The 19,668-nt window shown below is 48.0% G+C and carries 13 protein-coding genes; 5 read left to right on the top strand and 8 right to left on the bottom strand.

All coding sequences use genetic code 11. The features are described 5' to 3' along the window. Positions 1–80: 80 nt before the first annotated feature. Positions 81–2,339, bottom strand: coding sequence for an ATP-binding cassette domain-containing protein (locus LQ567_RS08380; RefSeq protein ID WP_231004051.1), 2,259 nt, complete (start codon positions 2,337–2,339; stop codon positions 81–83). Between the two features lie 44 nt (positions 2,340–2,383). Here LQ567_RS08380 and LQ567_RS08385 point away from each other — a divergent pair, with 44 nt between their 5' ends. Next, a complete protein-coding gene (locus LQ567_RS08385; RefSeq protein ID WP_231004052.1) occupies positions 2,384–2,812 on the top strand; it encodes a MarR family winged helix-turn-helix transcriptional regulator in 429 nt (142 codons plus the stop codon). Positions 2,813–2,851: 39 nt separating this feature from the next. On the opposite strand, the gene LQ567_RS08390 is transcribed toward LQ567_RS08385, so the two are convergent. Next, a complete protein-coding gene (locus tag LQ567_RS08390) occupies positions 2,852–5,662 on the bottom strand; it encodes a hypothetical protein (protein ID WP_231004053.1) in 2,811 nt (936 codons plus the stop codon). Positions 5,663–5,895: 233 nt separating this feature from the next. On the opposite strand from LQ567_RS08390, the gene LQ567_RS08395 reads away from it, so the two are divergent. Further along, the gene (locus LQ567_RS08395; protein ID WP_231004054.1) at positions 5,896–10,767 is read left to right on the top strand and encodes a translocation/assembly module TamB domain-containing protein; all 4,872 of its coding nucleotides are present in this window, start codon (positions 5,896–5,898) and stop codon (positions 10,765–10,767) included. Between the two features lie 157 nt (positions 10,768–10,924). After that, on the top strand, positions 10,925–11,488 hold the full coding sequence (locus tag LQ567_RS08400; RefSeq protein WP_231004055.1) for a hypothetical protein: 564 nt from the start codon (positions 10,925–10,927) through the stop codon (positions 11,486–11,488). 222 nt (positions 11,489–11,710) lie between these two features. Here LQ567_RS08400 and dxs read toward each other — a convergent pair whose 3' ends face one another. Further along, positions 11,711–13,657, bottom strand: coding sequence for a 1-deoxy-D-xylulose-5-phosphate synthase (gene dxs / locus LQ567_RS08405; RefSeq protein WP_231004056.1), 1,947 nt, complete (start codon positions 13,655–13,657; stop codon positions 11,711–11,713). 378 nt (positions 13,658–14,035) lie between these two features. Further along, positions 14,036–15,148, bottom strand: a complete 1,113-nt coding sequence (gene nagA, locus LQ567_RS08410) for an N-acetylglucosamine-6-phosphate deacetylase (protein ID WP_231004057.1) — start codon at positions 15,146–15,148, stop codon at positions 14,036–14,038. Between the two features lie 319 nt (positions 15,149–15,467). On the opposite strand from nagA, the gene LQ567_RS08415 reads away from it, so the two are divergent. Beyond that, positions 15,468–15,965, top strand: coding sequence for a deoxycytidylate deaminase (locus LQ567_RS08415; protein ID WP_231004058.1), 498 nt, complete (start codon positions 15,468–15,470; stop codon positions 15,963–15,965). A 99-nt stretch (positions 15,966–16,064) separates the two neighbouring features. Here LQ567_RS08415 and LQ567_RS08420 read toward each other — a convergent pair whose 3' ends face one another. Next, positions 16,065–16,580, bottom strand: coding sequence for a dihydrofolate reductase family protein (locus LQ567_RS08420; RefSeq protein ID WP_231004059.1), 516 nt, complete (start codon positions 16,578–16,580; stop codon positions 16,065–16,067). 89 nt (positions 16,581–16,669) lie between these two features. Between LQ567_RS08420 and LQ567_RS08425 the strand changes: the two genes are divergently transcribed. Then, entirely contained in the window at positions 16,670–17,035 is a 366-nt protein-coding gene (locus LQ567_RS08425; protein WP_231004060.1) for a winged helix-turn-helix transcriptional regulator, read from the top strand. Between the two features lie 39 nt (positions 17,036–17,074). On the opposite strand, the gene map is transcribed toward LQ567_RS08425, so the two are convergent. The 3 genes from map to LQ567_RS08440 all read right to left on the bottom strand — a co-directional run bounded on the left by map (position 17,075) and on the right by LQ567_RS08440 (position 19,628). Beyond that, entirely contained in the window at positions 17,075–17,839 is a 765-nt protein-coding gene (gene map, locus LQ567_RS08430; RefSeq protein ID WP_231004061.1) for a type I methionyl aminopeptidase, read from the bottom strand. Positions 17,840–17,972: 133 nt separating this feature from the next. Continuing rightward, a complete protein-coding gene (locus LQ567_RS08435) occupies positions 17,973–19,031 on the bottom strand; it encodes an ankyrin repeat domain-containing protein (RefSeq protein WP_231004062.1) in 1,059 nt (352 codons plus the stop codon). Between the two features lie 114 nt (positions 19,032–19,145). Further along, positions 19,146–19,628 (bottom strand): anthrone oxygenase family protein, encoded by a 483-nt coding sequence (locus tag LQ567_RS08440; protein WP_231004063.1) that lies wholly within the window; start codon positions 19,626–19,628, stop codon positions 19,146–19,148. Positions 19,629–19,668: the final 40 nt, after the last annotated feature.

Here is a 19,668-nt window from a genome sequence, read left to right on the forward strand (position 1 = left end):
GGGAACAGAAAACTTCCGAAGTTGCACAACGCGGGGTTTGCTGCAAGAAGCTCCGTTAAAAAGACCTTAACCCGAGCATGTTAAGTAAAGCTGGTAAGGTATTTAACCAGGTATTCCGAGGTAACAGAAGACGGATCCTTTAACAATTCTGCCACGGTTCCCTGAAACACAATATGCCCGCCATATTTGCCCGCCCCGGGTCCGATATCAATGATCCAGTCCGCCTGGGCAATAATGTCGAGGTTATGCTCGATGACAATGAGCGTATTGTTGTTGTTCACCAGGCCGTTTATAAAGGTGAGCAGTTTTTCGGTATCACTCGGATGCAGGCCGGTACTGGGTTCATCAAGGATAATGATGCTGTGGGATCCGGTTAATGCTTTTGCCAGTTTTAAACGCTGCCGCTCTCCGCCCGAAAAACTATTCAATCGCTGGCCCAGGGTCAGGTATTCCAGTCCCAGCCTTATCAAACGGTCAAATTCTTTAAAAAACGGTTGCTCCGGGAAAAAATCAATGGCTTCCGCAACGGTCATCTCCATAACGGCTGCAATATTACGTCCCTGGTAAAAATAACCCAGCACATCAGGATCAAAACCAGAACCGCCGCATACTTCACAGGGTTGTTCAATATCATCCATAAATGCCAGGTCGATCTTTTCCACACCCAGGCCTTTACAATGCCTGCACCCGCCTTCGCTATTTCTGCTGAATCGCTTTTCCGGTACATGATTGGCTTTTGCAAAATATTTCCGAACGGTATCCGACAGGTTCAGATAGGTTAACAGGTTGGACCTTGCGCCTGCATTCAAAGCCGATTGATCGATGATCGTTGCCTCCGGGTAAAAGGAAGGCAACACGTGGTTGATGAGTGTACTTTTACCGGATCCTGCCACACCGGTAACAACCGTTAATACCCTCGCGGGTATTGCTACACTGATATTCTGCAGGTTGTTCCTGGACGCATTTACGATTTGCAGCTGGCCCTGCGGCTTTCGCGGCGTTTGATTCCAGGAAGGCTTTTGAGCAAAATAAGACCCGGTTTTCCCTTTCGACTTTTTCAGTCCCGGAAAACGCCCCTGATAAATCACTTCGCCACCGTTCCTCCCCGATCCGGGGCCCATATCAATGATCCAATCGGCAATCCGGATCAGATCCGGATCATGCTCCACGATCAGTACCGTGTTTCCTTTTTCCTTTATGCGCTGTATGATTGCAGCAATGTTCCGGATGTCACCGGGATGAAGGCCAATGCTGGGTTCGTCGAAGATATACAGCAATTCAACCAGGCTGCTGCCCAGGTTCTTTACCATTTTGATGCGTTGAGATTCCCCGCCGGAAAGTGTATCCGTTCGCCGGTCGAGCGTCAGGTACTGCAAGCCGATGTCGATGATATGCTGCAGGCGCTTCGCCAGCTCCTGAACGATGATCTCAAAAGGTCCGGCATCCAGGTTGTGAACGAAATCCAGTAATTCGTCGATGGACATTGCCGTACAATCAGCGATATTTTTCCTGTTAATGGTACAGGATAAGCTCTTTTTATTCAGACGCTGACCATGGCAAACCGGGCATGCTTTGGTGGTGATCACTTTTTTCAGTGCCTCTTTCCGGGCCAGCGTTTCCCTGGAATCTTTCCGGAGAAATGATTGCTCAATCCGGGGAATCAGTCCTTCATATTTAACGGTTTTACCCCATTCCTTTCCCGGGTGCGGGGGCGTATGTTCCCGGGCATGAAGCAACAGCTCCCATTCATCCCGGGAGAAGTCTTTCAGTTTTTTATCGTTGTCAAAATAGCCGGAGTACACGTACCGCGTCCAACGCCATCCGCCAGGCTGAAAAGTAGGAAACAGAATGGCGCCTTCATTAAGCGATTTTTCTTTATCGATCAATTGCTGATGATTGACCGTTTGTACAAACCCCAGGCCTTCGCATTCCGGGCACATTCCCTGCGGGTTATTAAATGAAAACACATTGGAATACCCTACAAACGGCTTTCCCAACCTGGAATACAGCAACCGCAGTGAAGCGTATACATCGGTTGCTGTTCCAACCGTAGAGCGGGCATTGCCTCCCAGCCGTTTTTGATTGATGATGATCGGAACATTCAGGTTTTCTATCTTATCTACATCTGCAATTCCAAAATGCTGCAGGCGGTTTCTTACAAAACTGTTTTGCGTTTCGTTGATCTGCCGCTGTGCCTCGGCACCAATTGTTTCAAAAACCAGGGAAGACTTACCAGAGCCTGAAACGCCCGTAAAAACCGTAATGCGCTTTTTGGGGATCTGGAGCGACAGGTTTTTGAGGTTATGCTGCCGCGCATGAATGATGTTTATAGAGGACATGTTTTTCATTAACTTTGTTAATCATTAACTAAGTTAAGTATTTTATGGTTCTGACGAAATCCCGGAAACATTTTTATGAAGTTTTTACAGATTTCCAGTGTTATATACTGGCCAATATGCATAAGGGCGATTTCAATGGTGTGACTGCAACCCATTACAATATAGTGGAGTATATATGCCGGAAGGGGAAAACAACGGGAACGAAGATAGCTGCTGATTTTGGCGTTAGCCAGGCCGCCATTTCCCGGCAGGTACGGTTCCTGGTTACCAACAGGTTCCTGGAGCAAAAACAGCGCGAAGAAGACCGGCGGGTTTATGCCCTTCAGGCAACGGATAAGGGAAGGGCGTTGATCAATACCTCGGAAAGCTTCCGTACACATGTAACCAAGCAGGCGCATAAACTGCTGTCGCAAAAAGAGCTTACAACGCTAACCGCACTCCTGGCAAAAGTGCTGGAAGGGATCAAGCCCTAGCCGACATTCAACCGGCCTGTGCAACTTTACTGCATGTTGCTATTTTGGTATAATACTTACAGGGAGTATGAATTCATAGAACCAGCTTTGTGCCGGCTTTACCAGGTCTTTTGTAAGCAATCGCCCGGCGCGAAACCCAAAACTAAGCGGGTGCTGGTTCCACCATTGTGTATCTACAAAAAACTCCGCCCCGGCGCTTTGCAGCCGCTGCTGAAATCCTGCACGTGTTCCCCCAACAGCGGTATAATCATAAAAGGCGGCGCCTCTTACCCGTTGCAGGTAACAAATATTGCCAAAGCCCCAGTCCGGATACCATAACGGTGCATGATACGCGGCACCAAGGGTGGCCATCCGTGCAGAATCAACGCCATTAAATCCCCGGGCGAAATTGATACGGCTCGAAAAAATACGGTATTTCAGGGACGCCTGCTGATAGGCGGCAGACAATACCAGGCTCTGTGAAGGAACAATTCCCGGCAGGTAGGCGGTTGCCCGGGTAAAAAATTGCTGACTGTTCCATTTATTGATGGCATAGCGGTACTGCGTATTTATGGTAAAACCCAAACGCGGAAAAATATCCTGCACGGCCCGCTGCACCTGGGTTCCCAGCGTGAGGCTATGCGCCATATACCCAAAACTGGAAGTAGGAAATGCACTCCGGTTAGCGCCCCTGGCCAGGTCCCATCGGTAGCCAGCATTGGTGCCTATCGTTAAAAAACGGAACTGCCGGCCATGATTCCAGCTTAAGGGAACGGTTAGCGATACATAGTTATCCCATTGATCCCATTCCCGCAGTTTCTTTTGTACCTGTTGTTTCCGGTTGAACGTGTATTGCGTACCCAGCCCGATATAAGGAAAGAGACCGCCATAAGTGGTGTTTCCACCCACCGAATGGGTACGGTCGTTTTCATTGTATACATAATACACTTGTGTTTGTGTAGTGTTTAATGTATTGTTCCCGTACAGTGTAAAGCTGAATTCAGGATCCTCATAGTTGGGCCGCCAGCTGTGAAAGTTAAAAGGCCGGGTCAACCGTGCGTATTTTTTGGAGGCAGGCATATCCATCTGCTGCTCCAGCGGCCCCTCGCCGGGTGGAAGGCTATCACTTACAATACCCGTTGTTCCCGCGGCAAATGCCTCGGAGCTTACCGGCGTCCACAATGCTTTTTTTGCATCCAGGCGCCGTAGCTGGTACCCGTCTGCCGTAAAAACCGACCAGTTCAATTTTTCAAAACCCGCGTTTACAAAATACCGGTTTCCTTTACCGTTCTCCAGTTTACGCAGTACAAGGGTAGACAGGTCTACCGAAAAAACAGCATCTGTTAAACCGGAAGCACCGGTAAAATAAACCATGTTCTCCAAAAGACTGATCTGCCCTACTGTTTTAAAACTGGGCGGTGTTACCGGTTTCACCCGTTTGCCGGCAATATCTACCAGGCCGATATATACCCGGCCGTCTTTTTGCCGTATCGCCGCAACCACTGTTTCGGCATCTTTTATTTTGGGGTTTGCAAAGTAATCGATTTCCGGATCTGAAAATTCCTGCAGCAGGGAACCATCTGCAGCATTCAGCACAACCAGTGAAGACCGGCCTTTCAGATCAACCTTATTTGCCACGATCCGCCGTCCATCCGGAGAAATATCAGGAGAAAAATACCGGGTCTTTCCGGTTATCTTTTTCTGTTTACCCGATGCGATATCCAATACCCGCAGCACGCTATAGGTTTTCCAGGTCCAGCGCGGATCGGTTTCAACCGCAGCGTACACAATGCGGCCATTGACATAGCTGAACTGGCGCTCGCTGCTGATATCTCGGTACCGCAATAAATGTTCGCCCTGCTGATCCTGTATATAAAAAGCGGGGCGCTTTTTGTTTGATAGTTTTAAATACAATAACGAATCGGGGGCAACCTGGTGCGGATAGTAATACTGGGTTAAGGTATTTGTGTTCACCGGGAAAACAGCCTGTACCCCGGCGTCTGTAACAGGTGCGGGAGTACGCAGCCCATAACGGTCTTTATAAAGATCAAAGGCGTTTGCGATAAACTTTTTATACGGCAGGCCGGTATACCGTTTAATGGCGCGCTGCATCGGATAAAACAAGCCCCGGTAAGCAGCGGCATCAGCGGTTACCATACCCCAAAAATCCGATCCGTAGGTGGCGTAGCCATAATTGGTAAGCAGGTATCCCAGGTCATAATGATTCGGCACATAATCTTTAAACGACCCGTTGCGCAGCTTCATCCAGCTGTATTGCTTCCCGTCTGTCCATAAAGCAGGAAATGCCTTCAGGAAGGCCGGCATCCGTCCCCGGCCCTGGTCAGACAGGCTGGTTTCCTGGTACACCGCATCACCCTCAAAAAACCAGTTGGGCACCGCCGCGTTGATGGCCACTGCATATCCTTCCTGGCCAAAAAGCGTTTTCATCACCCCACTCAGGCCCCGGTTAAAATTATTGTACTGCGCCACATGCCGGTATTCGTGTAGGGCCAGCTGATCTGCCCAGTGCAGGCTGCCCTGGTCAAAATTATCCGGAGGCGGCGTCAGGTAAAACTCGCTCCGGAAAGGTCCCAGGCTTACATATCCGTTGGAAGTTACCGGTTGCGTTTGTAACACAATATCGATCTTCTTTATCCGTTTTCCTAAAGGATGGGCGTTGGTGGCAGCCAGCTGGTGTACAATAGCGGCGATGCGGTTTGCCGTAGCGTCCAGCCCGCCCGGGTAAATCACCCGAACGGTATCTGTATTTACCTGGCGCCATTTTACGGAAGGCGGATTTCCTCCGAATTGCTGGGCTCCGGCTACCCCTGCCATCCAAAAAAGCACGATCACACACAGTAGTTTACGCATACCTGATTTTTAAATATACGGTCCAATACAGAACACCGGTTTTTCCAGCCATTCCGGATCAATGTAACTAAAATATAAAATTAAACAGAGATCGCCTGCAAATTTGTGTGTACTCGTTGAATAAAGTACTTTTACAAATATTTTAATTCGATAGTTTACTGAAGAAATTAAAAAAGATATTACTTATTGTTACAGGCAGTCTTTTAGGCCTTGTAATTATCCTGTGGCTGGCATTGCAAACGCCCGGCGTACAGAACTGGCTGATCGGCAAGGTAACCAAACGCCTTTCCAAAGACCTGCAAACCCGGATCGATATCCGGCACGTGAATTTTTCCCTGTTCAATAAAATGCATTTGCAGGGAGTATTGGTAGAAGACCGCAAAAAAGATACGATCCTGAGTGCGGGGGAAATTACCGTTAACATCACCGACTGGTTCTTTCTGAAAAAGAATATCGAGCTCAAATACATCGGGCTTACCGATGCCTATATCCAGCTGCAGCGTACCGATTCCGTTTGGCGCCACCAGTTCCTGCTGGATTATTTCAGTACACCTGCCAGTAAGAGTCCCAAAAAAGAAGGGGCCATCAATATCGCCTTCCGGGAAGTGGACCTGCGGAACATCCTGCTCAAAAAAAAAGATGCCTGGACGGGGGAAGATCTTACCTTTTCGCTTACCTCGCTGCATGTGGACCCTAAACATATTGATTTTGACCGGAAACTGATCGACATCAATGCCCTAACCATCAACAAGCCGTATGTAGCGTTACGATCGTATGACGGGAATAAACCGGAAACCGAAAACCGGAATGACAGCCCTGCAAAACCGGAGAAGCCAAAGGTTGCCGGCCCTCAGGAACTGGAATGGAATGCCGGCCGCTGGGAGGTAAAGGCCGCCCGCATTGAAATCAATAACGGCACCTTTAAAACAGACAACGATACCATTCCGCCGGATGCCGGTGAGTTTGACGGACGGCATATTGAATTTGCAAAGATCGATATCGATCTCCGGAAAGTGCGGTGGTGGATGGACACGATCACCACCCAGATCGATCTTACAACAGCGGAAAGAAGCGGACTCCTGGTAAAAAAACTGGCGGCCAACGCCCGGGTTACCCCACGGGAAATTACCTTTAACAACCTCGACCTGCAAACGAACGACAGCCGGCTTACAGATTACTTCAGTATGAAGTTCGCCAGCTTCGCAAGTATGAACCGGTATATTTCCGATGTGCATATGGAAGGGCGGTTTAAAAAAGCCAATGTGAACAGCGATGATATCGCCTTCTTTGCACCGGCCATGCGCACCTGGAAGAAGAAGATCATTTTAAGCGGTGATATCAAAGGACCGGTAGCCTCCCTCACCGGTCATAAACTCGAGATCCAGGCCGGCAACCAAACCTATTTTGCAGGTGATGCCACGCTAAGCGGGTTGCCGGATATCGATGAAACGTTTATCGACATTAAGGCCAATGATTTCCGTACCACCTATGCAGATGCACTGGCCTTTGCCCCCGCCCTCAAAAAAATAACGGTGCCAGACCTGGCACGACTGCAATACCTCAATTTTGTGGGAAGCTATACCGGATTTATCCGTGACTTTGTAACCTATGGTACACTACGCACGGCGCTGGGAACCGTAAAAACGGATGTCAATATGAAGATCCCGGCAACGGGTAACCCGGTATACTCCGGTAACGTGTCTACCGACAATTTCAACCTCGGCCCTTTCCTGAAAAACCAGGACCTTGGTTTTGTAAGCTTCAATGCCAAACTGAAGGGAGCCGGCTTTGATCCCGCCAGGGGAAGTGTAGCCCTTTCGGCCACGGTGAATTATGTCGATTTTAATCAATACCGCTATAAGAACATTACCGCCGACGGAGAGATCAACAACAAGGTTTTTGACGGAAAGCTTAAGGTGGCAGACCCTAATGCCGACCTCGACCTGAACGGGCTGGTAGACTTCAGTAAAACAACACCGGCTTTTAATTTTATCTCCGACATCCGTAAGATCCGTTTTAAAACCCTGAATCTTTTCCAGGAGAACATCGAACTCACCGGCAAGATCAATGCCCAGTTTACCGGCAAATCGATTGATGACTTCCTGGGGCATGCCACCGTTACCGACGCCGTGCTGATACGCAATGATTCGCCGCTGTCCTTCGACTCGCTGGCCATTTATTCTTCGCAGGAAGAGGACAAGAAACGGCTTCATATTGCTTCCAACGAGTTTTCGGTAGATCTGTTTGGCATTTACAATATCCGGGATCTCCCCAATTCCGTGATCGGTTTTCTCAACCGCTACTATCCCGCCTATATCAAACCACCCACCCGGGCGGTGAAGGAACAGGCATTTTCATTTGAAATAAAAACGCACAACTTCGACGCCTTTACCCCCATTATCGATAGCAGCCTGGGTGGGCTCAACAATGCCTCCGTTACGGGCAGCATCAATACCTTTACCAATAGCCTGGCACTGGATGCAGAGGTACCTTTCTTTAGCTACGACCGTTTGAAGTTCAACGATGTTAGCTTAACGGGAAGAGGCAATTACGACAGCCTGTCGCTTACCGGGAGAACCACCAACATCCTGATCGGCGATAGTTTAAATGTTCCGCTCGCGCTGTTTAATATCTCTGCCCGGAATGATGTATCACGGGTGATGATCTACTCCGGAGGGGCGGCGGGACTCGACCAGGCCCGGCTGAACACCCTGGTGCGCACTTACAGCAATGGGGTCAAGATCGAGTTTGCCCCCTCCTCTTTTGTACTCAATGGAAAAACCTGGAACATTGAGAATAACGGCGAACTGGAATTCCGCCAGAATGTTCCGGCACACGGGCAGCTGGTGCTGCGGGAAAGCAGCCAGGAAATCCGCATCCGTACCCTGCCCTCGGATGTTGGCAGCTGGAACGATATTGCCGTTACATTAAAAGACCTGAACCTGGGGGATCTTTCCAAATACATTGTGCCGGATAACCGGTTAGAAGGGATGGCCTCCGGCGACTTCCTGCTGGAGAACCCGGGAAAAAACATGCGGATCATCTCTAATAATTTTATGGGCAGGGGCATCCGCTTCGACAACGACTCCCTCGGCGATATATCAGCCCGGATGGTCTTTGATCTTCCAACCAGGGAACTGGTGGTCAATGGCAAAACGCTGCATCCCCAGCAAAAAGACCTGGCGTTTAACATCAACCTCTTTTTAAAAGACCACCAAAGTCAGCAAAACAACATCATCTCCCTTAACGCTACCAGCTTCGATATCAAATATATCAACCGGTTCCTGGGCTTTTTATTTTCCGATATGCAGGGTGAGATCACCGGGAAATTTGATCTGAAGGGGCCGTTTGACCAGCTGAACATCGTGGGCAAAGGACGCCTGCATAAGGCCGGGCTTCGGGTAAACTTTACCCAATGTTACTATGCCCTGGAAGACAATGAAATTGAACTGAAGGAAAACGAGATCAACCTGGACGGCATCGTATTGCGGGACACCATTACCAATAACCCGGTATACCTCCAGGGAAGCATTGCACATAATTCGTTTAAGAATATGTTCTTTGACGTAAACGTATCTACCCGTAAACCCGGCACCCGTGGCGCCGCCAATAACCGGCCGGTACAGGTGTTGAACACTACGTATAACGACAACAAAACATTCTATGGCAAGGTAAGGGCTACCGGTTCTTTTTCACTGGTGGGTCCGGAAGACAATGCCTATATGAAAATAGATGCCATTGCCTCCAGCAAGGATGAAAGCACGTTTACCATTGCCTCCTCCAGTTCCAAAGCGGGTCAGATGCCGGACTGGCTGGTAGAACGGAAGTTTGGAGAAGCGATCGGCGACAGTATCTACCGGGATAAAACCAGTAAGATCACCTACGATCTGGATGTAACAGCGAACCCGAAAGTAGAAATGAAATTCGTGATGGACGACCTTACGGGTGATGAGATCAAGGGGCGCGGATCGGGCACGCTGAACATTCACTCCGGCACTACGGAACCCCTGAGCATTCACGGACGTTTTGACATTACCGAGGGCAGTTATAACTATACCTTCCAGTCTTTCTTTAAAAAACCGTTTGAAATAAAGAAAGGCGGCGAAAATTATATTTCCTGGACGGGAGACCCCATCAGGGCCAACCTCAACCTGGAAGCCCAGTACAAGGCCGAGCGTGTAAGTTTCTCGCCCCTGGCAAAGATCAATATCGACCAGGCCTATGCCAATACCCGGGAGAATGTTTATGTAACGGCGCTGCTTACCGGCTTGCTGTCAAAGCCCGATTTTAAGTTCCGCCTGGAACTGGACCCCAACAGTAAATACCGGAACGATTTTAATATCACCAATGCCCTGCAGCAGATTGAAACCAACGAAACCGAAGTAACCCGCCAGGTAACTTACCTGATCGTTTTCAATAGTTTTGCGCCACCGGAAACCGGCTCCAATTTCGGAAGCACTGTAAACGAATTCACATATAATACCATATCCAGTTTATCCGGGTTATTCTTTAACGAGATCAATAAAAAGCTGAATAACGAGCTCACAAAGATCCTGGGCGCCGATGTAAGTGTGGTCTTTAACGGTTCGGTATACAACCGCAATATCTTATCAACGCCCAGCAATAATTTCGACATCAACCAGGCCAATGTAAACGGCGCGATACTGGTACCGTTGTTTAAAGACCGTTTTGTAATTTCCCTGGGCAGCTCGATGGAAGTGCCGCTGGCCTCCTCCATCCAGCAGAGCGTTCAGTTCCTTCCCGATGTAACAGCTGCGTGGATGCTGAACCAGAGCGGTACCATCCGGTTAAACTTTTTTTACCGGGAAAACCTGGATTACCTTACCACCAACAGCACCGGGGCCGCCAAGCTCAAACGGACGGGGGGCGGTATTTCCTTCCGGAAAGAATTTGATACCCTCGGCGAAATTTTCCGTAATGTACGTAAACAGGTACAGCGGGAAATGCTGCTGCAAAGTCCCGTACGGCCGGATTCTTCAAAGCCGGCGCCATCCGATTCATCCCTGCAAAAACGGGTAGAACCCGCGCTTATGGAAAAGAAGAAGGAACCGCTTTCGGCTACACCCAAGCCGAAGGTGGATTGATGGTTGGAATGGAGATTCAGGATTTCAGAATTGAGCTTTCAGACAATTTGAAACATGTGTAAGTGGAGGTATGGATACAGCGCCTCCGGGCCACTTCAGCCTTGCTCAAAATTTCCTACTTTTACCCTTTTTGATTCCAGTGAAATACGACAGCACTATGTGGAGAAAACTTTTGGGCATTCCATGCATGATCATTGGCGGCATGATCTTTTTATTTTTCCTGTACAATCTGCAAAACATCCACATACCTCGGGCCGGGCTGTATACTACAGCGGGAGCTGTTATTTTTATAGCCGGAACCCTTCTTATAGACCCGCACCCTTATTTTAAATACCGCAAACAAAGAGCCGCCGCCCTAAACGCATTCAACAACCTGCTGGCAAACGGGGAAAAGATCACCGTAGATCTCAGGGAATGTATAATAACAGCACACCAGTATTATGAGGAATTTGAAACCGGCACCAACCGCTCGCGCGCTTTGGATGCAGCCATTGGCGAAGCCCATCGCAATATCCGGTCGGCTGAAATCCGTCAGAGTTTCTTTTCCTTTTCGTATTTCAACCCCCGCTTAAATCAAACGGAAATCTTTAAAAGTCCGGTTATTTATAAAGACAAAATCACATTGGAATTCCTGTTGCATCATCAGCAAACAACGCTTTTGTATGTCAGCAAGTCGGATCGTTCTTTATACTACTTCGACCTCGATTTTTTGGAAACATAACGGCTGCCACCCGGGAGTCAATCATCGAGCCATCAGCTATTAGCTATCAGCAGTCAGTTATCAGTTGGTTCTGGACTGAATTTGAAGATTTGAAAATGAAAATCCCATGGTCCATCTTCAGGTTTCATCTATCAGTGGATCCCGTTGAGCGACATGGATTCTATTCCAGGCATTAAACGAAATTCAACCTGAAACGTTGAACATTTAACCTGGAACGGACCTTTAGCTCACGCTTGAAAATCCTTCCGTTGTAACCGTTATTTTCTCGCGCATCATTTCGCGCACAGCAGTTATAATACCTTCGGCATCATAACCACATTCCCGGTGCAGCTCCTTGGGTGTGCCATGCTCTACAAGACGATCAGGAATCCCCAGGATCCGTACCTCGTTTTTATAACCGTGTTTGGCCATAAATTCGAGTACCGCGGCACCGATGCCACCGATAACGGTTCCATCTTCTACCGTAACCAGTTTGGGATATTTTTGACAGGCTTCGTGAAGCAATGCTTCATCCAGCGGTTTTGCAAAACGCAGATCGTAATGTCCGGGTAAAATGCCGTCCTGGTGCAGGGTACGGATCGCGGATGCTGCAAAATTGCCCGGGTGGCCAAAGCTCAGGATGGCAATATCTTTTCCTTCCTTTAACCGGCGGCCCTTACCAACAGGAATTTCTTCCATGGGCGTGCGCCATTCCGGCATCACTCCCTCGCCGCGCGGATAGCGGATCACAAAAGGAAATTCATTTTTTTTCAGTTGCGCGGTATACATCAGGTTGCGCAGCTCCGACTCATTCATCGGCGCGCTCACAATCATATTGGGAATACAGCGGAAGTACGCAATATCATAACAACCATGGTGGGTGGGGCCATCATCCCCTACCAACCCGGCCCGATCTAAACAAAAGATCACCGGCAGCTGCTGGATGGCTACATCATGCACGGCCTGATCATAGGCACGCTGCATAAAGGAGGAATAAATATTACAAAAAACCCGCAACCCCTGGGTGGCCATACCCGCACTGAGGGTAACCGCATGTTGCTCACAGATTCCCACATCCAGTGCACGGTTGGGCATTTGCTCCATCATGTACTTTAAGGAGCTACCCGACGGCATGGCCGGGGTAATTCCAAAGATGCGGTCATTTTTTTCTGCGAGTTCGATGATCGTTTTACCAAATACATCCTGGTATTTGGGAGGCTGGGGCGTTTCAAAAGTCTTTTTAATGATCTCGCCGGTCACCTTATCAAACAAGCCGGGTGCATGCCATTTGGTTTGGTCCTTTTCAGCCAGCGCATATCCCTTTCCTTTTGTGGTGATCACGTGCAGGATCTTGGGACCGCCGATCTGTTTCAGATCCTTTAAAGTATCTACCAGTTTGGTGATATTATGCCCGTCGATAGGCCCGAAATACCGCAGCTTCAGCGACTCAAAAAGATTCGAGTTGCTGTTCAGCATGCCCTTTAGCCCTTCCGCCAGTTTATGCGCAATGCTCTTGGAAATGCTTTTGCCCACCGGCAGTTTATTCAAGGCATTCCAAACATCATCTTTAAATTTATTGTACTTTGGAGAAACGGTAATATCGGTAAGGTACTCTTTTAATGCCCCTACATTCGGATCAATGCCGATGCCATTATCATTCAGGATGATCAGCATATCGGTATTGGATACACCTGCGTGATTCATGGCTTCAAAAGCCATCCCTGCCGTCATGGAACCATCGCCGATCACAGCCACCACCTTACGATCCTTTTCACCTTTGTATTTTGCCGCAATCGCCATACCCAAAGCCGCCGAAATAGACGTGGAGGAATGTCCCACTCCAAAGGTATCATATTCGCTTTCCGCGATCTTGGGAAACCCGCTCAACCCGTTATACTTCCGGTTGGTTTCAAAGCGATCCCGGCGGCCGGTAATAATTTTATGCCCATAGGCCTGATGCCCCACATCCCAAACCAGGAGATCTTCCGGTGTATTGTATACATAGTGCAGGGCCGTGGTCAGTTCCACCACCCCTAAACTGGCAGCAAAATGCCCGCCATGTACACTTACTACATCAATAATGTATTGCCTGAGTTCATCGCAAAATTCGTGAAGTTTATCTTCCGGTATCTTTTTAAGATCCGCAGGTGTATTCACTTGCTGCAAAAGTGGTCCAGGAGTTATTGCCATTCGCATCCGATTATGCTGCAAAAATACATAAATATTCCCTTTATGGAGGAGTTTTCCTTTCCCGGAAGGAATGCCTCAGAAGCACTGAAACACAGAAATTTAAATACCAGGTATAGGGGTCAAAGACATAAATCCGAAATAAAGACGGCTGTTCCGGGAATTTATAATCTTTTCATGGCTCCGGTGTGTGCGCTGCCCCGTTTCACGCAACGATGCTGAGGGGCAAAGACGTAAAGCGACTGCAAAAGCCACGAATACGTTCGTTGCCGGTTATTTATCGAAGTACCGTGCTTTGATCCATTTCGATTCAGTCCCAAATTAAATAAAAAAAATTCAACGCTTCAGTGTCTCAGTGCTTCTGTGGCCATTACCCCGGCTTCAGGAAAGATCCAGTGTTTCATAGGAGGTCAGCGCATCATCAAACACCGAAAAAACCGCCGGGTAACCCTTTTTTATAAACCCGATGCGGTCATCCATCCGTATGGCCCGTGCCGGCCGGCAGGTAGCCATCTCTACAGCCTCCTGTAAGGAAACACCCACGAAATCCACGGCGTTCTTCATGGCCTCGGGCATTGATATCGCTGCCCCGGCTAAACTGCCTGCTTTATCGCGGTAATAGCCATCGATCATTTCAATATCCAGCCCCTCCCAATCGAAACGCGTTTTCCGGCGTCCCAGGAAGGATGCATCGCTGATGAGGAACAGGTGGTCTTTTTTCTGCCGGTACGCAACCCGGGCAGCCGCGTAATGACAGTGCCCTCCGTCCAGTATAATAGGTGCATAGACCGCTTCGTTATCAAAAGTAGCCCCCACCAGGCCGCATTCCCGGTGCCCCAGTTGAGTCATGGCGTTATAAAGATGCGTAACCAGGCGAATGCCCATCGCGAAATAACGTTGCGCCTGTTCGTAATTCATCATTGAATGACCCGCCGACAACACAATACCGGTATTGAGCAGGCGTTCCAGCTGTACATCGGTAAAACATTCCGGGGCGATGGTCATAACCTGTATCACCCCCTGGCCCAATGCAATGATTTCATCCAGTTCGCGGTCCGTGGGTTTGCGGATGATCTGTTCATTATGCGCTCCTTTTTTTGCCGGGTTCATAAACGGTCCTTCCAGGTGCATGCCCAGGGTGCCGGGTTGTGTTTCGTTAAACCGGCGGATGGCATCAATGGCAGTGCGTATGGTTTCCTGCGGGGAACTGATCAGGGTGGTCAGGAAAAAAGGCGTAGCATAGGCCCTGCTGGCCTGGTACATATCCTCAAGGGTTTCCAGGTCCGGATTTTTTGAAAAGTAACGCCCGGTGCCCCCGTTTAGCTGGATATCGATAAAGCCTGCGGAAATATTTTTGCCTTTGAGCTCAACCGGTTCGGCCGTCTCCGGCACTTCTTTTTGCACAGCAACGATCCGGCCTTCGTTTATAAGGATACAATGTTCTGTTAACACTTCACTGCCGGTATAAATAACGGCATTGTGGATTGCCTTCATGGTAATGGGGTTTATGCAAATATAACAACTGGCTAAACGCAGAACGCCAAACGCAGAACGCAGATTTCTGGTTGAATGCTACAGGTTCAATTACTGTTTAATACTCAATGTATGTTCACAATTGACCATTCACCATTGCCTTTCGGGGACATGGACACAGAGGAAACCTGCCATAGATTTCAGTTCATCGATCCCGGACGTAATCAGCTGAAGACTGATTGCTGAATGCTGACGGCTCATTTTCACATTCCTACGTCTTCATATTTTCAAATTCCCCGGAGTCCCGCATCTCCTGTATATTTACAGTAATTGAAGCAAGATGTCAAAGAGAACCGATTATATTTCCTGGGATGAATATTTTATGGGCGTGGCCCTGTTGTCTGGCAAGCGGAGCAAGGATCCTTCCACACAGGTGGGAGCCTGCATCGTAAATCAACAGAACAAGATCGTAGGTGTAGGATATAACGGGTTGCCCATCGGCATCAGCGACGACCAGTTTCCCTGGCAAAACGAAGGTGCGTTCCTGGATACCAAGTACCCCTATGTTTGTCATGCAGAGCTCAATGCCATCCTGAACAATATCGGCATGAATCTCAGTGGCTGTAAGATCTACACTGCTTTATTCCCCTGCAATGAATGCAGCAAGGCCATTATACAATCCGGCATCGGCGAAGTGATTTACCTTTCAGACAAATATGCCAGTAAAGAAAGTTTTATTGCAGCCAAACGCATGCTGCAAACAGCCGGTATTCAGCTCCGGAAGATGACGCCGGATGTAAATGAGGTTACTCTTTCCTTTGATGAAAAAGGCGTATGATCCGCAGGACATCCCTTTAAAGATTTTGTAAAAGCAGTGTTACAGGTGAAACCATTCAGCAAGCTGTGCCGGTATCCCGCAATGGCGCTGCTGCCATCATTAAAGTTTTTTATACCGCAACTGCAGCACATCATTACTCAGTTGCTCCTGTGCAACCAACTTAAGCCGGATATTTAACCCGTCATTTGTACCTAAGATTCCCCCAACTGTAATCGTTGGAATCACATTTAACACCACATCGGTTACCCGGTCCTTTTCAAGGAATGCATTGTAGGTCTCTGTACCGCCGCCAATAAACATTTCATTAGCGCCCCTTGCCTCCAGGTATTTCACCGCCTCTTCGGGACTATTGGTTACCTGATATGCATCAGTTGTTTGTCGAGTTGAAGAAAGTATAACAAATACCACCTCCGGAAGTACTTCCCTCACCTTGTCGATTCCACCAAAGGCGGTTACAAAATTTTCGAATGATTTTCTTCCCATTACAAGATTCCCCACACGGTTTATATACTGAATGGACAAGCCGATTATCTCCGACGGCACTTCATGACCGGCATTTTCAGACAGGAGTAGTTTTCCATTTGCAGAAACATTTGCGTATACTGTTATTTTCATAAAAAGAATTTGTATCACCAAAAGTATCAGCGAATTACTTTACTTTCATTATCCGTTAACCGGAGGTAACCACTTACCTGGAAGTAACTATGCATATAAAAAGACCAGAAAAAACAAGGCCAGAATGTATCCAGAACCTGCTTGCACTAAGGGACAGTCTTGAACTTTTAGGAGGCAAGTGGAAACTTTTGATCGTACTGCATATCAGCTGCCGGCCAAAAGAATTGCTGCATTTCAAAAAACTGGAAAAAGAAATCACCGGCATATCGGCGAAGATGCTTTCAAAAGAGTTGAAAATACTTGAAGAAAATAAAATCGTAACCCGTACCGTCCAAAACACCCGGCCGGTTACCGTTACCTATACCCTCACAACATACGGGCAAACACTTATTCCCATCGCAGATGCATTGCAACAATGGGGCTTACACCACCGGAAAATAATAAAAGGAAAATAAAGCAAGCGGAATATTAATCAACAGACACGGTGCTGGCGACTAGTTAAATATTCCGTTGATTTCCGTTAGTATAATGGGTTTGCCACCCGTTACTACGATGGTATGCTCATGTTGGGCCATATACCCGCCGTTGTTTCCAACCAGCGTCCACCCGTCATTCAGTTCTGTTGCATAGGAGGATGTGGTAGCAATAAATGTTTCAATGGCCACAACGGAGTTCTTTTTAAACCGGCGTTGGTCAAACCGGTTTTTGTAATTGAGCAACTCTTCCGGCTGTTCGTGCAGTCCTCTGCCGATGCCATGCCCGCCGAGATTTTTAATGACCAGGAACCCCTTCTTTTTAGCTGCGGTTTCCATGATATGTCCCACATCGGCAATCTTAACCCCGCCTTTAATGTGTTCAAGCGCCTGTTTCAGTATGGCACGGGATGCCTCCACCAATGGCTGATGTTGATGGATGTCGTTTCCAAGAACAAAGGAGGCGCCGTTATCTGCCCAAAAGCCGTTCAGCTCAGCCGATACATCAATATTGACCAGGCTACCCTCCCTTAATATCCGTTTAACGGACGGTATACCATGACAGAATTCATGATCAACACTGATGCAGGCACATCCCGGGAATCCGTAGGTTAGCTTCGGAGCGGGTCTTGCACCAAAACCTGAGAGTATCGCAGCTCCGTAATCGTCCAGCTCTTTTGTGCTCATTCCCGGCCGGGCATAGTCCATCATTTGTTTTAATGTATATGCAACCGCTTCTCCTGCATGTTGCATACCGGTCAGCTCCGATTCCTTGGTTATAGACATGGTTGTTGTTTTAAGATTGTAAAGGTATGCACTCTTGCAAATTTACTTTTTTATTGTTCATGGCAGACGGGGGAAAAGAGTGCGCATTCTCAACCCGGGGGCATAGTTCCCCGCTAAAAGCAAATAGTGCCCCTCACTCAAATATTTTATCGATCTGTGCGGAAGGGTCTGCAAAGAATTCTTTAACGCTACACAGTTCCTTGAACTCCTGGTGCTCATAGTCTGCAAAAGCAAAGCATTTCTTTTTGGGATACCACACCAAAAAACCGTCGCTGCTGTAATTATCCACAGCACTCAGCAGGTCTAAAAATTTATGTTTCATCCAGTTTACCTCCTTCACTTCTAAAACTGTATTGAATTCAATAAACCGTACATTTTCATTACCGGGCAGCTCTATCCGCCGGTTGGCACCGCGCAGTATTTTCAGGAGCGCATCCGGCAACTTATAACTTTTTAGCGCTTCCAGCCGTTGTTCCTCGTTGTGCCATTGCTCGGGCTCCAGCGCTTTCAGAAAGGCCTTCATCTCTTCGTTCTGATTGACCGCTGCACAGTTATACGGCCGTTCTCCATAATGGTCCTTTATCGTAACATCCGCTCCGTGCGCTACCAGGCGTTTTACCGTTTCCAGGTCGTTGTTCCCCGCTGCAACATGTACTGGTGTGGAGTTATAGGGAAATACCATATCCGGTTTGCAAAAGTTTACATCCACCCCCTGCTCCAGCAACAACGCAATGGCCTTATACTGGCGGTTGGAGACGGCCTGCCGCAGGGAACTGCCATCATTTTTAAGATCATAACCGGCTTCGATCAATACGGGAATCAGGTGGTAGTTATTACCATACAGTGCAGCTCCCAGAGCAGACTTACCTATTTTATGCCGGGCATTGACATCGGCACCGTTTTCAATCAGGTGCTTTACTATTTTTACATCGCCCCAGGAACAGCCTCCTAAAATGGCCGGATTTTCGGTATTATTCAATTCCACCTTTTTTGAGAGCAGCCAATCCAGTACCTTTTTCTTCTTTTCGTATAGGGCAAGGGTAAGCGGCGTTTCGGCAACCCGTACGGTAATCTGGATCTTTTTATTGATGTCAAGTCCGCCGGTCATTTTATGTTCCAAAGCGGCAATATCTTCGGCCATGATCAGTTGGGCGATTTCGGTCAGTTCGGCGTTCGGTCCAAATAATTTCATTTCTTGTTTTTTGATGTGAAGGCTCCATGCATTCACACAGATGTAGCAGACACAAGATATTACTTTTTACGACAGATACATATAACCGCCTTATATCCCTGCCGCACCTCGGATTTAAAAAACAACTATACAGATCATCATTCCGCAAGCCAGTATGGAAAACAGCGTCCGGATATGATTGTACCGGTTCCAGGGAGTTTCAAAACGGGAGCGCACGGCTTTAGCCGCCTCCGGATCCAGCTGATCAATATCCTGCCGCTCCAGGTAATTGTTCAATGGTACATTGCATAACATCGTAACCATAAACACGCCGCCCGTATACACCAGCGCAATCACCAGCATCCACATAAACAAAAACTGATCTTCAAAAAAACGGATAATTGTGGTAGCAATAAGAAAGAGGGGGGCACCGATAAAACACAACAGGAACACGGGATTCAGGATTGCTTTATTGATTTTTTGCATTGCCAATAAATAGCTTTTATCATCCAGTTGCTTCAGTCCCTGCGTTACCGCAACGCTGAACGAAAAGAAGAGTCCTGCCATCAATGCTACCAGCATCAGGGCTACAAAAAAACACACATTCCCCAGTATCATGTTAAATAGATTTGATTCATAAAAATGTACCCGGTCGTTA

The organism is Niabella pedocola, assembly GCF_021044425.1.
In the GTDB taxonomy this organism is placed as follows: Bacteria; Bacteroidota; Bacteroidia; order Chitinophagales; family Chitinophagaceae; genus Niabella; species Niabella pedocola.

Excerpts from the sequence above, each read along its gene's own strand:
- LQ567_RS08380 (WP_231004051.1), bottom strand. The coding sequence starts at position 2,339 with ATGTCCTCTATAAACATCATTCATGCGCGGCAGCATAACCTCAAAAAC.
- LQ567_RS08385 (WP_231004052.1), top strand. The coding sequence starts at position 2,384 with ATGGTTCTGACGAAATCCCGGAAACATTTTTATGAAGTTTTTACAGAT.
- LQ567_RS08390 (WP_231004053.1), bottom strand. The coding sequence starts at position 5,662 with ATGCGTAAACTACTGTGTGTGATCGTGCTTTTTTGGATGGCAGGGGTA.
- LQ567_RS08400 (WP_231004055.1), top strand. The coding sequence starts at position 10,925 with ATGTGGAGAAAACTTTTGGGCATTCCATGCATGATCATTGGCGGCATG.
- dxs (WP_231004056.1), bottom strand. The coding sequence starts at position 13,657 with ATGGCAATAACTCCTGGACCACTTTTGCAGCAAGTGAATACACCTGCG.
- nagA (WP_231004057.1), bottom strand. The coding sequence starts at position 15,148 with ATGAAGGCAATCCACAATGCCGTTATTTATACCGGCAGTGAAGTGTTA.
- LQ567_RS08415 (WP_231004058.1), top strand. The coding sequence starts at position 15,468 with ATGTCAAAGAGAACCGATTATATTTCCTGGGATGAATATTTTATGGGC.
- LQ567_RS08420 (WP_231004059.1), bottom strand. The coding sequence starts at position 16,580 with ATGAAAATAACAGTATACGCAAATGTTTCTGCAAATGGAAAACTACTC.
- LQ567_RS08425 (WP_231004060.1), top strand. The coding sequence starts at position 16,670 with ATGCATATAAAAAGACCAGAAAAAACAAGGCCAGAATGTATCCAGAAC.
- map (WP_231004061.1), bottom strand. The coding sequence starts at position 17,839 with ATGTCTATAACCAAGGAATCGGAGCTGACCGGTATGCAACATGCAGGA.
- LQ567_RS08435 (WP_231004062.1), bottom strand. The coding sequence starts at position 19,031 with ATGAAATTATTTGGACCGAACGCCGAACTGACCGAAATCGCCCAACTG.
- LQ567_RS08440 (WP_231004063.1), bottom strand. The coding sequence starts at position 19,628 with ATGATACTGGGGAATGTGTGTTTTTTTGTAGCCCTGATGCTGGTAGCA.